The organism is Streptomyces sp. Ag109_O5-1 (assembly GCF_003814875.1).
Lineage (GTDB): Bacteria > Actinomycetota > Actinomycetes > Streptomycetales > Streptomycetaceae > Streptomyces > Streptomyces sasae.
Genome location: NZ_RKQF01000001.1, coordinates 10027718 through 10042529, shown reverse-complemented (window position 1 = coordinate 10042529; position 14812 = coordinate 10027718). Strand labels below are relative to the sequence as shown.

The following is a 14812-nucleotide window of genomic DNA, read 5'->3' as shown; positions in this document are numbered from 1 at the left end:
ATGTCCGACACCCCCGAGGTGGCTCTCGCGGCCCTCACCGACCCAGCTGCGCCGTATCTGATCGGCGTACGGCACCACGCGCCCTCCCTGGCGGCAGCGGTGCCCGCGCTGCTGGACGCGGCGAAGCCGGACGTGCTGCTCGTCGAGCTGCCCGCGGAGCTGCAGGAGTGGCTGCCGTGGCTGGCCCACGAGGAGACCCGCGCCCCGGTGGCCCTCGCCGCGGCACCGGCGGACGGCAGCGGCGGCCCGGCGTTCTATCCGTTCGCGGACTTCTCCCCGGAACTGGCGGCGGTGCGGTGGGCCGGGCGGCGACAGGTGCCGGTCGTGGCGTGCGATCTGCCGCTGGCGGACCGGGGGTGGCGGGAAAGGGGTACCTCGGCGCAGGAGCCTGGCCGGCTTTCGGACGCCTTGCGCTCCCGGCTTACCGGCCGCCCCGGTGACGATCTCTGGGACCGGCTGGTAGAAGCGACCGCACCCGGCTCGGCACCGGAGGCACTGCGACGGGCGGCGCTGCTGACGGGTTGGGCGTTGCGGGAGGAGTCGGCTGTTTCGGAGGTGGATCTGCGGCGGGAGGAGTGGATGCGCTCGCAGCTGGCCGCCTCGACGAAGAACGGCGAGCGAGCAGCCGCAGTGGTCGGCGCCTTCCATACTCCGGCGCTGGTGCGCCCCCTTGGGGGCGCGGGGCTGCAATCGATGTGCGGCTACCGCCGCGTGGGCGCCACCAGCCCCCACCCACCGGCACCCGAATGGACCACCTCCCTCATCCCTTACACCTACGCCCTCCTGGACGAGCGTTCCGGCTACCCCGCCGGCATCCGCGACCCCGAGTGGCAGCACATGGTTCTGGAGGCAGCAGGGGATCCCGGTTCCCTGGAACACGCGTTGACCAGCGCCTCAGTCCAAATCTGCGCCGAACTGAGAAAGCTGGGCCACCCCTCGGGCCCCGCCGACGCACGGGAGATCACCCGCCTCGCCGGAGACCTCGCCCGCCTCCGCAACCTCCCCGCCGCAGGCCGCGGCGAGTTGGTCGAGGCCGTCCAGACGGTGCTGACACAAGGCGAGCCCTACGGCCGGGGCCGGGCGGTAGCCAGGGCGATGGAGAGCGTCCTGGTCGGCGACCGCGTCGGCCGCCCCGCGCCCCGCGCGCCCCGCAGCGGTCTCGCCCCGGCTGTGGAAGCGGAGCTCACCGCCCTCGGCCTGCCCGGCCCCGCCGACGGCGTCTCCCGCGCCGCCCGGGACCTCCGGCTCGATCCCCTCCGCTCGGATCTCGACCGCCGCCGTGAACTGCTCCTGCGCCGACTGGAGTTGTGCTCGGTGCCGTACGCCGAGTCCAAGCCGGTGACCGGCACCGGGGGCGCCGACGCGCTCACCTCGCGCTGGGAGGTCCGCTGGACGCCGGCCACGGCGGCGATGCTGACGGCGGCCGGGGTGCGCGGAGTCACCCTGGCCCAGGCGGCGGAGGGCCTGCTGCGGGAGCGGAGCCGCAAGGAGCGGGACGCCGGCGGGCCCACGGCGACGCAGGTGCTCGACGGCTTGCGACAGGCGGCACACTGCGGTCTGCCCGGACTCGTGGACGAGGGGCTCGACGCCACCGCCGACGTGCTCCCGGGCTCCGGCACCCTGCCCGAACTCCTTGCCGGGCTGGCCCTGTTGGACCTGCTGCGGGCCGGTCACATCGCGGGCCTGGAGGCGGACGAGGACCGTACGGCCAGGGCCTTCGCCGTGGCCGAGCTGCTGACCGTCGCGGCGGTGCGCCAGGTGGACGGCCTCACCGGTTCCGAGGATCCGGCCGACGCCCACGCCCTGCTCGAACTCGCCCATCGCGCGGACCTGTCGGGCGGCATCCGGCTCGCCGACGCCCTGGCCCGGCTGGCCGCCGACGGCTCCCCGTTGATGCGGGGCGCCGCCGGAGCCGTCCGTGTGCTGCTGGGGCAGGAGGAGCCGGCTGCTTTCGGCGGCCGGGTCGTCTCCTGGGTGGACGGGGCGGTCGACGCCGGGTCCCGGACCGCGCTCACCGCCCGTCTCACCGGGCTGCTGACGGCCGCCGGGCGCCTGCTGGAGGCGGCAGCCCCGGCGTTGGAACCCCTGGTCGAGCGGGTGTCGGAGCTGTCCGACCGGGACTTCCTCGATCGGCTCCCGGCCCTGCGCGGCGGTTTCGACACACTGAGTCCGGCCGACCGCGGCCGGCTGCTGGCCGGTGTCGAGGAGCGTCTCGGCATCGACCGGGTGGCCGACACCGGCGCGACCGACCCGGCCGCACTGGCCATCTGGACCAGCGCCGACCTCGCCGCCCGCGCAACCCTGGGCGCGCTCGGCCTGCTGCCCCCGCCCCGGGCACACGCGGAGCCTGAGCCCACCGCCACCGCCACCGTACGGACGGAGGACCACCGGCTGGCGCCCGCGGATCGCTGGCGTCTGCTCCTCGGCCGCCGCACCGATCAACTACCTGGATCGGCACGCGCGTTGGCCACCGCTCTGGACGAGTTGTACGGCGGTGGACGCGGCGAGGGCAGCCGCGGTGACCTCGGCGGCGGGGGCGGTCGCGAGGCGCCGTATCCCGGGGTGCGGGAGTGGTCCGAGGAACTGGCGGCGCTGTTCGGGCCGGGCATTCGGGAGGAGGTGCTGGCTGCGGCCGCCGCGACGGGCCGCCAGGATGTGCTGGCCGAGCTGGACCCGGACGGAGTGCGCCCCTCCGTGGACCTGTTGCGGTCGGTACTGCGGCACGCGGGCGGGCTGCCGGAGGCCCGGCTGGCCGCGCTGCGCCCACTGGTACGGCGTCTGGTGGACGCGCTGACGCGGGAGTTGGCGACCCGGCTGCGTCCCGCGCTGCACGGCACCGCCCTGCCGCGCCCCAGTCGGCGCCCGGGAGGCGGCCTCGACCTGCCGCGTACCCTGCGGGTCAACCTGGCCACCGCCCGCCGGGCGCCGGACGGCACGGTCCGGGTGATCCCGGAGCGTCCCGTCTTCCGGACGCGGGCCCGACGGGCGGCCGACTGGCGGCTGGTCCTGGTGACGGACGTGTCGGGGTCCATGGAGGCGTCCACGATCTGGACGGCGCTCACGGCGTCGGTACTGGCCGGGGTTCCGACGCTGTCCACACACTTCCTGGCCTTCTCCACCGAGGTCATCGACCTCACCGACCACGTCCAGGACCCCCTGTCGCTGCTGCTGGAGGTCAGTGTGGGCGGTGGTACCCATATCGCGGCCGGGCTGCGGCACGCGCGTGAGCTGGTGACCGTGCCGTCCCGCACGCTCGTGGTGGTGGTCAGCGACTTCGAGGAGGGCTATCCGGTCGGCGGACTGCTCGCCGAGGTCCGGGCGCTGGTCGGGGCGGGCTGTCACGTCCTGGGCTGCGCGAGTCTCGACGACTCGGGGCGGCCCCGTTACTCGACCGGGGTCGCCGGGCAGCTGGTCGCCGCCGGGATGCCGGTCGCGGCGCTCAGCCCGCTGGAACTCGCCCGCTGGGTAGGGGAGAAGATCGCATGAGCACGGAACGGGAACTGCCCGCCGTCGCCCCGGCCGTGACCGCCGAGTTGGTCGCGGCTCTCTCGCCCCGGCTGCGCAAGCGGCTGGACGCGGGCGTCGCCAAGCTCGCCGGCCGCCCGCTCGTCCAAGACGGCGACACCGTGCGCATCACCGTCGACGACGAGGGCTCCGAGCTCGAACTGCACGCCCCCGGGGGTGTCGTGGCCGACGCGGCGGCCATTCGCTGCGGCTGTCTGCTGGCCCCGGACTGCCTGCACCGCGCGGCGGCGGCTTCGGCAGCTCCGGTGGGTTCGGTGGATCCGGTGGATCCGGTGGATCCGGTGGATCCGGTGGATCCGGTGGATCCGGTGGATCCGGTGGATCCGGTGGATCCGGTGGATCCGGTGGATCCGGTGGCCGATGCGTCCGGGTCCGTCGAGAAGAAGCCCGCACCCGGCTCGACCACTCCCGAGGCCCCCGGCCCTGCCCCCACCCCCACTCCCGCCGCCGATGAGACCGCGACTCTTCCTCAGCGCGCCGCGGCCCAGGCCGTTTTCGCCGCCGCGGCCGCCGTGCTGGACGCCGGTTCGGACGGTTCCGGTGCCGTGCTCCAGGCGGAGTTGCTGCGCGCCGCCCACACGGCGCGGCTCGCGGGTCTCCCCCGGGCGGCCGCGGCGGCGGTCTCCGTGGTCACCGCGTTGCGCGCGGCCCGCGCCGCAGACCCGGCGTTCCGGCTGCCGGACCTGGTCGCGGCCCTCGCCGAAAGCCTGTACGTGGCGTTTCGCGTCCCGCATGCCGGCGGTACGGACCTGACCGAACTGCGCGGCACCGTACGGCAGCCGTACGCCCCGGACGGGTCGCTGCGGCTGTACGGCCTGTTCTCCGAGCCGGTGCTCACCGCAAGCGGGTACGCGGGTGCCGTCACCTGGACCGCCGACGCCGACGGCCGCCTGTACACCGTCTCGGACGTGGCCCCGGGCGGCGCGGGCCGGGCGGTGGGCGCCGCCGACCGCGCCGTACGCATCGGTGACACGGCGCTGACGCACCGCGAGTTGTCGCGGGCGGGCCTCGCGGTGTCCGGGGCGACGGTGTCGCCGAGCGGACGGCTGGGCGCGGGCTCGGGGGTACGGGCGGTGCGCGCGTCGGGTGCTGGCTGGCGGGCCGAGCCGCTGGACCGGTTGTGGGCGGTGCCCGTGGCCGAGCAGGTCGGGCGAGCCCTGGGCGGCGGTCACGGGCTGCTGTTCCTGGAGGTGACTCCGGTCGGCGCGGTGCGCGAGGCGGCGGGCGACTGTCTGCTGGCCGACTGCGCAGGTGTGCCGCTGCGGCTGACGGCGGCGCACGACCATCCGGCGCTGCCGCACCGCGACAACCTGCGGCTGCTGGCGGCGGCCCGGGGCAGCCGGCTGCGGGTGATCGCGCGTCTCGCTCCGGCTCCGCACGCCCGCGCGCAGTTGCTCGCGGCCGAGCACCCCACGCTTGCGGGGAGCCGTGTCGACGTGGGCCTGGACCGGCTGCAGCAGGCGGATCTGCCGAGTCCGGTGGCGGGCACCGCGGTGCCCGCGGCCGAGGAGGCTCCGGTGCACCTGTTGCGCCGCCGGGTCGAGCAGGCGACCTCGGGCGGCCGGCGCGTGCTGGCCTTCCCGGGCCATTCCGGGGCGGACGCCCGGCGCCTGGACCGGCACGGTCTCGTCACGGCCGGCGATATCCTCGACGCGCTGCTCGCCGCGGCGGCGGACCGCTCGCGCGACGCCTTCGGGCGGCTCCTCCCGGCGGACCGGGAACGCTTCGCCCGGGCGTGGCTGACGGCGGCGCGCTACACGGACGAGGTCGGCCGTGCGCTGTGTGCCGCTGCCTGGGGCGGATGACTGGGACGCGGGCCGGATGCGGGCCGCCGCTCCCCCGTGTCGGCGGCCCGCGCGACCGGAGTCGTCGATCCGGTCTCGGTGCCCGGTTGAAGCATGCGACAGCCGACCGTCGTGTGGGTATGCGTATAACTGCGTAGGGGCAGGAGCAGAGAGGAACTCGCGTTATTGGGGCTGGACAGGGCCTACGAACGTCTCACCGAGCTGGCCGTGGCCGCGCTGCACGAACGCGACCCCGAGCAGCTGTGGCCGTTGCTCGCCGCTGCCCTGACCGGCCTGTGCGGCGGGGAGACGCTGATCTACAAGCTGGACGACTGGAGCGAGGACAAGGGCAGGCTCGGTCTGGTGCCCGCAGCCGCCGCCGAGTTGGACCGGCTCGGCGACGAGGCGCTGGGCGTGCTGCGCTCGGGCTACCCGTTCGCCCACCACTACGCGGCCGGTCTCGGCCGTACCCCCGCGACCGCCCGTCAGATCGCGGGCGGGGCCTGGCCGGTGAGCGAGACCGCGCGGGTCCTCGGTGACGCCCTCGACCTGAACCAGGTCCTGGCGCTGCCGCTGCCCGGGACGGTCGCGCCGATCACGGGTTGCCTGGTCTACCGGTCCGGCGCGGACTTCACCGACGACCACGTGCGGATCGCCGAGCGCGCGCAGCCGCTGCTCGCCGCCGTCGAGCAGCAGCGCCAATTGCTGGAGCAGTGGCGCCGGTTGGCCGCGACGGCCGGCGAGCCGGAGGAGCGGGCGGCGGACTGCGCGCTGACGCCGCGGGAACTCACCGTCCTCCTCCTGCTCACCGACGCCCTGACGGCGGACGCGATCGGCCGGCGTCTGGGCATCTCGGCTCGCACGGTGCACAAGCACATCGAGAACATCTACCGCAAACTCGGCACCCGCGACCGGCTCGGCACCGTCCTGCACGCCCAGCGGCTGGGACTGGTGCCGGCCCCGGCCACGACAACGGTCAGGGGCTCGGCGATCGGGTAATCGTGTGGACAGCGCCGCGGCCCGCCCGGCAGAGTGGCCGCCCGTGACAAGCAGTGAGCTGTGGAGCCGCGCCGACGCCGACCGCTACGACGCCGAGGAGACGGAGATGAACTCGGCCGCCGTGCTCGGGCCGACCGTCGCCTTCCTCGCCGAACTCGCCGGAGACGGCCGGGCGCTGGAGTTCGCCATCGGTACCGGACGGGTCGGGGTCCCGCTGCGGGAGCGCGGAGTGCCCGTGGTGGGCGTCGAGTTCTCCGAGCACATGGCGGCGGTGCTGCGCCGGAAGGCCGACGAGGAGACGCTGCCGGTCGTGATCGGGGACATGGCCACGACCACCGTGCCCGGTGAGTTCACCCTGGTCTATCTCGTCTACAACACGATCTCGAATCTGCTCACCCAGGACGAGCAGGTCGAGTGCTTCCGCAACGCGGCACGTCATCTCGCGCCCGGCGGCCGGTTCGTGATCGAGCTGGGGGTGCCGCCGCTGCGGCTGCTGCCGCCCGGACAGGTCGCGGTGCCGTTCGACGTCTCCGAGGGGCACCTCGGCTTCGACACCTTCGACCTGGTCGGGCAGATCCTGGTCTCGCACCACCTCACCCGGGACGGCGCGGACGGCCGCTACCGCCGAGGCGGCTCCCGGCACCGGTACGCGTGGCCGGCGGAGCTGGATTTGATGGCCCGGATCGCGGGCCTCGAACTGGAACGGCGCGTCGCGGACTGGGACGGGTCCCCGTTCGTCCAGGACTCCACGAAGCACATCTCCGTGTGGCGGAAGCCGTCGTAGCCGCGGCCGAGGAAGGGCAGTCGCGACCATGCGTTACAGGTGAATCACACTCCGCCCCTGCTGTGCACGGCGATATGACTGTGCGGCATGACCCGCTACGCTGTCCCACCACGCCTCGGTACCGGCGAAGGAGGCCCGCGATGACCATGTCCGCCAGCACGCTGGGACAGCGCGTGCGCGCGCTGCGCCGGGAGCGGGGCCTGAGCCAGGCCGATCTGGCGGGGGGCACCGTCTCCGCCAGCTACGTGTCGTTGATCGAGTCCGGCCGCCGCACCCCGGAGCCGCCGGTGGTCGAGCTGCTGGCGGAACGTCTGGGCACGACGGTGGAGTACCTGCTGACCGGCCGGGACCGGACCGAACTGGACGAGCGGCTGCTGAAACTGCGCTTCGCCGAGCTGGCACTCGCCAACGGCGCGGCCACCGAGGCCCGCGACCGGCTGCTCGACCTGACCCGCGAGGGCGACCACGAACTGATCTGGGACACGCTCTGGGCGCTGACCCGGGCGCACGAGGCGCTGGGCGAGACCGACAGGGCGCTGGACGGGCTGGAGCGGCTGATCGCCGCGGCCCGGCGCGGTGAGACATTGCCGGTCGGGCTGCTGCCGCTGCTCATGATGCGCTGCCGGTTGCTCAGCGAGGCCGGTGACTTCGGCCGGAGCATCGAGCTGGGGGAACAGGCCCTGACGGAGGTGCGCCGACTGGGCCTGGAGGGCACCGACGACGAGATCCGGCTGGCATCCACGCTGGTCGCCGCCTACTGGGGCCGTGGCGACCTGGCGACCGCGCAGCGGCTCGCGGCCCGGGTGATCGAGCGCGCCGAGCACAACGGCTCACGCTGGGCCCGTGGTTCGGCGTACTGGAACGCGGCGCTGGTCACCGAGGCCCGGGGCGACTTCGGACTGGCCCTGGAGCTGGTGGACAAGGCTCTCGCCCTGATGGCCGAGGACGACTCCGAGCGGAGTCTGGCCCGGCTGCGGCTGACCTACGGCTGGCTGCTGCTGCGTGCCGATCCGCCGGAGCCGGGGCGGGCGGCGCCGCTGCTGGCACAGGCGCACGAGGTCTTCCTGCGGACGTCGGACTCCGGCGACCTGGCGTCCTGCGAGACCGAACTGGCCCGTCTGGAGCTGCTGTCGGGCCGCCCGGCCGACGCCATCGCCATGGCGCTGCGGGCGATGGGCCGGCTGGAGGGGCGTACGGCCGTCGAGGCGGGCCGGGCCCGCTGGGTGCTGGGTCTGGCCATGGTGGCGGACGGCCGGAACGCCGCGGGTGTCGAGGAGTGCTGGACGGCCGCCGAGGAGCTCCAGTCCCTGGGAGCCCGACTCGAAGCCGCTCAGGCCTGGCGTGAACTCGCCGAGCTGCATGCCCGCCACGGCGACCCCGCCCAGGCTCTGGAGTCCTACCGCCGCATGGCCGACTGCGCGGATGTCAGACCCCCCACCCCGCTGCCGGCGACCCGCCCGAACCACCCTGTGGCCACTACTGGCTGAGGGCGGCCGCGCAGCAGGGGCCGGGGCCGTCGGACTGGGACCGGAGGGCCGTGCCGCGGGCGCCCGCCAGAGGCGAGAGTGCCAGGAGTGCCGCCAGAACGGCGACGGCGAATCCGACCGGGATATGTCGGGTCCATGTCATCTGCATGTTCATCCTCCCCCTGTGGGGCGTCTCTCGCACCCCGGCAATGAATCGAAAGCAACGCTCACCCAGTCAAGATTCACTGTCAATCAAAACCCTCGACACTTCACACACATGACATGTGAGCTCCCCGGCAGGCCTGACATCGCAGCCTTGAACTGGCCTTATCCTCGAATCCGACATCGCCGCCACGGACTCATGACGTCCACTTCCATGGTCCGTTCAACCATCCCAGGCCAGTCAAGAAGATCCTTGACTGGCCTCTGAAGAGCTGTGTACGGTCTGGACGAAGCCGCAGCAAGGGCAGGACCGGCGGCTTGATGTGCCTGTGACGCAGTACGGGGGAAGCAAGGCACCTTCCAGGCACGGGTGCGTTGCACTCGATCCCCCTCTCACGACGCCGCTGACAGCACGGCGAATCCGAGTGAAGAGTGAAGAAGGGTCGTCAGTTCACCATGTCCAAACTTGACCGCGCACGTCTCGAATCCCTGGCCGCCGAACTCCTCGAGAAGCAGTTCGCCCGCGTGCCCAAGCTCCGCGAACTCCACCGCGGCGAATGGATCGACCGCGACTACTACGTCCGGCACATCACCGAAACGGTTCTGCGGATCCGTCTCAACAACGAGGTCGACAGCTACGCCCTCTACAAGGTCGGCTCCCAGGACGACTCCCTGGCCGCCAAGCTCGCCCGTTACCTCGCCGAGGAGTTCGGGCACGAGAACATGTTCACCCGCGACCTGGAGAAGTTCGGCCTCAGCATCGAGGAGCTGAACGCCACCCCGGTCTTCCCCTCCACCGCCCAGCTCATGGGATACCTGCGCCTGGAGGCGGACCGCTCCGGCCCGGCGCCCACCACCATCTGGGACTGGTTCGTGGAGTGGTACTCGGACCGGTACAACCCGGTCATCACCGAGAAGGCCGCCCAGGAGTTCGGCAAGGAGTACGTGCACGGCACCCGCGCGCACATCGCCTTCGACGAGTCCCATGACCACGACGAGCTGATGTTCCGCACCGTCTCCCGCGCCGTCGAGAAGTTCAGCACGCCCGAGCAGGCTGAGGCCTATCTGACCGTGTTCGTCAACCTCATCGGCGACTACTTCACCGAGTTGTACGAGTCCACGGTCGGGGCCCGCGAGACGGTGCCGGCCGGAGTCTGACATGACGACCGACCTCCGCGACGCACACGCCGGCGACCGGGTGCTGGTCGTCGAGCCGGTCTCGTCCGGGACAGCGCTGTTGACCGCCGCCCGTGACCTGGGTCTCAGGACCGTGGTGGCATCCTTCGACCGGGACGACCGCCGACTGCCGGACTCGGTCCGGCCGGACATCGACACCCTGGTCACCGTCGACACCGCCGACGAGACCGCCCTGACGCGGGCCGCCCTGCGACTGCACGAGGACGGTGGCCTCCTCGGTGTCCTGCCGGGCTTCGAGTTCTACGTCCCCGCGGTCGCCCGGATCGCCGCGCGGCTGGGGCTGGCCGGGCTCGCGGAGGACTCGGTCGAGCAGGTCCGTGACAAGACCGCGATGCGCCGCCGGATCGACGCCGCCGGGCTGCGGGTACCGCGCTGGGCCCCGGCAGCGTCGGCCGCGGAGCTCGACGCCGCCGCCGACCATGTGGGTTTCCCCTGTGTGCTCAAGCCCTCCGACTCGGCCGGCAGCGTCCATGTCACCCGGGCCGACACCCGCGCCGAACTCCACCGGGCCCACGCCCTGCTGACCGCCGACCTCCGCCCCGACCTCGGTCGCCGGCTCGACGGCCGGGTACTGGTGGAGGAGTACCTCGACGGACCCGAGGTGTCGGTCGAGGGCTGTGTGACCGCCTCGGGCGAGGTGGTGGTCGTGGCCGTCACCCGCAAGTTCCTCGGCCCCGAACCGCACTTCGTGGAGCTGGGCCACATCGTCCAGGCCGATCTGAGCACCGTCGAGCGGCAGGCCGTCGAGGCGTACGTCGCCGATGTCGTCGCCGCACTCGGGGTGCGGGTGGGGCCGTTCCACTGCGAACTGAGGCTGCCCGGCGGCGAACCGGTCCTGATCGAGCTCGGCGCCCGGATGGGCGGCGACCACATTCCGGACCTGGTCCGGCTGGCCACCGGTGTGTCCCTGCCGCACCTCGCGGTGGCCGCGCACACCGGCCTGTCCCTCGATCCGGGCCGGCTGCCGCAGGGCGTCCCGGCGAGCGCGCCGCGCGCCAAGCACGCCGGCATCCGTTTCCTCATCGCGCCCGGCCGCACGGACTACCGCACCGTCTCGGGCCTGACGGCCCTTCGGGCGCGGCCCGACGTACTGGACGTCCAGCTGTACCTGAAGCCGGGCGAGCCGATCCCGCCGGACCCCGACTTCCGCTGCCGGATCGGGCACGCCGTCTACACCGCCGACTCGTACGCCGACGCCGTCGAGCTCGGGCACGTCATCGACCGTGGAGTGACCTTTGAGTGACACCGACCCCCTGCCCGCGCCCGGATCCCCACCGCTGCTCCTGGTCATCAACCGCTTCGACGACGAGTTCGGCGAGTACCACCGCTTCCTGCCCGGCGACACCCACCGGCTGGCCTACCTCACCACCGAGGACGGCCTGCCCCCGCTGGACCGTGCCACGGCCGTGGAGACCGTCGTCGTACCCGACCTGGAGTACGCCACCCTGCTGCCCCACGCCCGGCGCATCGCCGAGACGCACGGGCCGCTCGCCGGGATCGTGGGCCCCTCCGAGTTCGACCTGCTCACCGCCGCCCGGCTCCGCTCGGCCCTGGGCGTGCCCGGCTGGACCCTGGAATATATCACCCGCTTCCGTGACAAGACGGTCATGAAGCGCTGGGTCACCTTCGCGGGGCTGCGCGCCCCCCGCTACCTCGCCCTGGACGCCGACGCCACCGCCGGCACCGTGCTCGATCCGGGGTCCGGACTGCCCGGACTGCCGCTGATCCTCAAGCCGCGCGACGGCGCCGCCTCCCGGGGAGTCCGGCTGGTCCGCACCGAGGCGGAACTGGCCGCGGCGCTGGAGGAGATCGGCCGCAAGAGCCTGCCCGGCTACGAGGCCGAGGAGTACGTCGAGGGCCGGATCCACCACGTGGACGGCATCCGCACCGACGGCCGCTTCCACTTCGCCAGCGTCTCGGAGTACGTGAACACCTGCCTGGACTTCACGGGCGGCACCCCGCTCGGTTCCGTCCTCCTCGACCGCGGCCCGCTGCACGAGCAACTCAGCGGCTTCGCCGCCGACTGCCTGGACGCCCTGGAGCTGTGGGACGGCCCCTTCCACCTGGAGCTGATCCTCCCGCCCTCCGGTGAACCGGTGTTCCTCGAGGTCGGCCTGCGCCCGGGCGGCGCCGGTGTGCCGTTCGTCCACCGCGACCTGTTCGGCATCGATCTGTACTGCGAGGCCGTCCGCGCCGCCGTGGGCCTGCCGCCGCTCACCGACGAGGCCGCACTGCGCCGTGTCGAGGCCTCCGGCGGCTGGCTGGTCTTCCCCGAGCCCCGGCCCCTGCCGGCCCGGGTCGCCGCCCGCGGCTCCCTGCTCGGCGAGGTCCCCGAGGTGTACGCCGAGGCGCTGCCCGCCGTGGGCCACGTCTTCGACGGGGACGGCGGCTACGACCACGCCGGCGGCCGCTTCCTGCTGCGCGGCGCCGGCCAGGCCGCGGTGCGCCGGGCCGTCCACGAGGCCGTCGCCCGCTACCGGCTGGTGGCCGAGCCCGCCGCCGTGGAGGTCGGCGCATGAGCCGGCTGCGCTTCCACTGGGGCTCCGCGCTGGACGACGGCCAGGAGAAGACCGCCCAGAAGTACGCCTCCGACGTCCTGGACCTCGACGGAGCCGTCGACTTCACCCGCGAGGCCGACGAACTCGGCGTCGATTCCCTGCTGATGGCCCAGAGCTTCGATCTGCCGGACCCGCTCCCGATCATGGGGGTGTTCACACGTGAGACCCGGCGGCTGAAGTTCATCCTCGCCTACCGGCCCGGACTCCTGTCGCCAACCCTGTTCACCCAGGTCGTGAACACCCTGTCCTGGATGTCCGGCGGCCGTGTCTCGCTCAATGTGATCGCCGGCATCTCCCCAGCCGAACAGGCCTATTACGGCGACTTCCTGCCGCACGACGAGCGCTACGCCCGTGCCGCCGAGTTCCTGGACGTCGTCCACCGGTTCTGGCGCACCCCGGACACGCCCTTCGACTACGAGGGCGCCCACTACCGCGTCAAGGACGCCCGGCTGGGCCTCGGTTTCCACGGGGGCGGCCGGCCCGAGATCTACATCAGCGGCGCCTCGGCCGTCGCCCAGGCCAACGCCGTACGGTACGGCGACTGCTGGTTCCGGTACGCCGACACCCCGGAGGCGATCGCCCGGTCCGCCGAACCCGTTCTGCGGCAGGGCTGCCGGGTCGGGCTGCGCATGCAGGTGCTGGCCCGCGAGACCCGCGAGGAGGCCCTGACCGATCTGGCCGCGGTCGTCGCCGGGGGCGACGAGAAGCACCGCAGATGGGTCGCCGAGTTCGTGGAGCAGGGCGACTCGCAGGCCGTGAAGAACTCCTTCCGTCTCGCCGAGGAGGCCGGCCACGGCTGGCTCAACCCGGTGCTGTACTCCGGTGTCGTCGCCTACCGCGGGGGGCCGGCGCTCTGTCTGGCCGGCAGCTACGAGGAGGTCGCGGAGGCCGTCCTCGCGTACAAGGCGGCCGGTGTCAGCGAGTTCATCTTCTCCGGCTGGCCCGCCCGCGACGAGATGCGGCGCTTCTTCACCCGTGTCCTGCCCCTGGTCCGCGCGCTCGAACAGCGGGAGCTGCCGGAGCTCGTTCCCGGCCGGCAGGCGGTGTGATGGCCGGCGACCGTGCCCGGCGCGCGTGCTTCTCGGCCGGCGTGCTGACCGGGCTCCTGGCCCAGCAGCTCGTGCTGTTCGCCGTACCTCTGATCATCTACCGGGACACCGGCGAGGTCTCCACGCTGGGTCTGGCCTATGCCCTGGAGTGGCTGCCCAACCTGGTCGCCTACCCCTTCGCGGGGGTTCTCGTCGACCGCGACGGCGGTGTACGGTTCTTCTCCCGCGCCAACGTGGCCCGCGCCGTGCTGCTCGGCGCCGCGCTGACGCTCTGTCTGACCAGACCCGGCTGGTCGACGCCGGTACTCATGGCCAACGGGGCGCTGCTCTCCACGGCCATGGCCGGTGTGCACCTGTCCGTGGAGAAGGTCGTGCCGCGGCTGGCCGCGGGCGAGCAGCTGGCCCGGACCCAGTCCCTGGTGCAGAACATGGAGCTGCTCGCCATGGCGCTCGGCCCGGGGCTGGCGGTGGGCGCCGTGCTGGTCCTCGGCAAGGTGGGGCTGCTGGGCCTGGCCGGCGCCATGTTCGCGGCCGCCGCGGCCTGCTGGCTGCCACTGCCCCGGTTCCGCCCCGATCCGGTGGAACGGCCGGCCGGCAACACCCTGCGGGACTCGGTGGCCGAGATACGGCAGGGCTGGCGGCTGATGGTCCGCAACCGGCCCGTCCTGATGCTCGCGGGCTTCAACTTCGCCATCAACCTGGTGCTGTCGGTGGCACTGGCCGCCAACGCCGCCGTCGTCACCGGGGTGTTCAAGGCACCCGAGTCGTCCTTCGCGCTGCTCAACACATGCGTCGGTGTCATGGGCCTGGTCAACCTGCTGCTCATCCCGCTGCTGCTACGGCGGTTCGACGTCCGTGCGCTGGGCGTGACCGGCTTCGCCGGGATGTGCGCGGCGACGCTGCTGCTCGGCCTCGCGTCGTCCTTCACCGCCTATGCGTCGGCGTTCGTCGGGATGCTGGTCGCCGCCGCGTACTTCAACGTCTTCAACCGCACCCAGCGGGTGCGGGTCATCGCCCAGGAGCACCTGGGGAAGGTCATGGGCTCGTTCTTCATCATCAACGACCTGGCCTTCCCCCTCGCCGGTGCGCTTCTCGCGGCCGTCGGCGGCACGGTCGGTCCACAGCGGCTCACCGCCCTGCTGACCGTGCCGCTGGCCCTGTTCGGAGCGGTGTTCCTGCCACTGACGATCCGCGGTTTCCAACGGGCGCTGTCCGTCCGCCCCGCGGCGACGACCAGCACGGCGGCCACGGCGGGAGGACAGCCGTGACGCCGCCGTTCCCCGCCCCG

11 protein-coding genes are annotated in these 14812 nt (G+C 73.1%); 10 read left to right on the top strand and 1 reads right to left on the bottom strand.

Translation table 11 applies throughout. The features are described 5' to 3' along the window. The 5 genes from EDD90_RS45850 to EDD90_RS45830 all read left to right on the top strand — a co-directional run bounded on the left by EDD90_RS45850 (position 1) and on the right by EDD90_RS45830 (position 8579). Entirely contained in the window at positions 1-3486 is a 3486-nt protein-coding gene (locus EDD90_RS45850; RefSeq protein ID WP_123978948.1) for a DUF5682 family protein, read from the top strand. Then, positions 3483-5330 carry a hypothetical protein gene (locus tag EDD90_RS45845; RefSeq protein WP_123978947.1) on the top strand — a complete coding sequence of 616 codons (1848 nt, stop codon included), beginning with the start codon at positions 3483-3485 and terminating at the stop codon, positions 5328-5330. The genes EDD90_RS45850 and EDD90_RS45845 overlap by 4 nt, the downstream gene beginning before the upstream one ends. 165 nt (positions 5331-5495) lie before the next feature. Beyond that, positions 5496-6308 carry a LuxR C-terminal-related transcriptional regulator gene (locus EDD90_RS45840; RefSeq protein WP_123978946.1) on the top strand — a complete coding sequence of 271 codons (813 nt, stop codon included), beginning with the start codon at positions 5496-5498 and terminating at the stop codon, positions 6306-6308. Between the two features lie 43 nt (positions 6309-6351). Beyond that, positions 6352-7092, top strand: a complete 741-nt coding sequence (locus EDD90_RS45835) for a class I SAM-dependent methyltransferase (RefSeq protein ID WP_123978945.1) — start codon at positions 6352-6354, stop codon at positions 7090-7092. Positions 7093-7232: 140 nt separating this feature from the next. Continuing rightward, entirely contained in the window at positions 7233-8579 is a 1347-nt protein-coding gene (locus EDD90_RS45830) for a helix-turn-helix domain-containing protein (protein ID WP_185149456.1), read from the top strand. Here EDD90_RS45830 and EDD90_RS55990 read toward each other — a convergent pair. Then, positions 8569-8721 (bottom strand): hypothetical protein, encoded by a 153-nt coding sequence (locus EDD90_RS55990; protein WP_185149455.1) that lies wholly within the window; start codon positions 8719-8721, stop codon positions 8569-8571. The two genes, EDD90_RS45830 and EDD90_RS55990, sit on opposite strands and share 11 nt — an antisense overlap. Before the next feature lie 455 nt (positions 8722-9176). Between EDD90_RS55990 and EDD90_RS45825 the strand changes: the two genes are divergently transcribed. Genes EDD90_RS45825 through EDD90_RS45805 form a run of 5 tightly spaced genes read left to right on the top strand, consistent with a single transcriptional unit; the run spans position 9177 to position 14792 of the window. Further along, entirely contained in the window at positions 9177-9878 is a 702-nt protein-coding gene (locus EDD90_RS45825; protein WP_123978943.1) for an iron-containing redox enzyme family protein, read from the top strand. Position 9879: 1 nt separating this feature from the next. Beyond that, positions 9880-11160: an ATP-grasp domain-containing protein gene (locus tag EDD90_RS45820; RefSeq protein ID WP_123978942.1), complete on the top strand. Its 1281-nt coding sequence runs from the start codon at positions 9880-9882 to the stop codon at positions 11158-11160. Then, entirely contained in the window at positions 11153-12436 is a 1284-nt protein-coding gene (locus EDD90_RS45815; RefSeq protein ID WP_123978941.1) for an acetyl-CoA carboxylase biotin carboxylase subunit family protein, read from the top strand. Before EDD90_RS45820 ends, EDD90_RS45815 begins: the two co-directional genes overlap by 8 nt. Further along, the gene (locus EDD90_RS45810) at positions 12433-13524 is read left to right on the top strand and encodes an LLM class flavin-dependent oxidoreductase (RefSeq protein ID WP_123978940.1); all 1092 of its coding nucleotides are present in this window, start codon (positions 12433-12435) and stop codon (positions 13522-13524) included. The genes EDD90_RS45815 and EDD90_RS45810 overlap by 4 nt, the downstream gene beginning before the upstream one ends. Then, the gene (locus tag EDD90_RS45805; protein ID WP_123978939.1) at positions 13524-14792 is read left to right on the top strand and encodes an MFS transporter; all 1269 of its coding nucleotides are present in this window, start codon (positions 13524-13526) and stop codon (positions 14790-14792) included. Before EDD90_RS45810 ends, EDD90_RS45805 begins: the two co-directional genes overlap by 1 nt. Positions 14793-14812 lie beyond the last annotated feature (20 nt).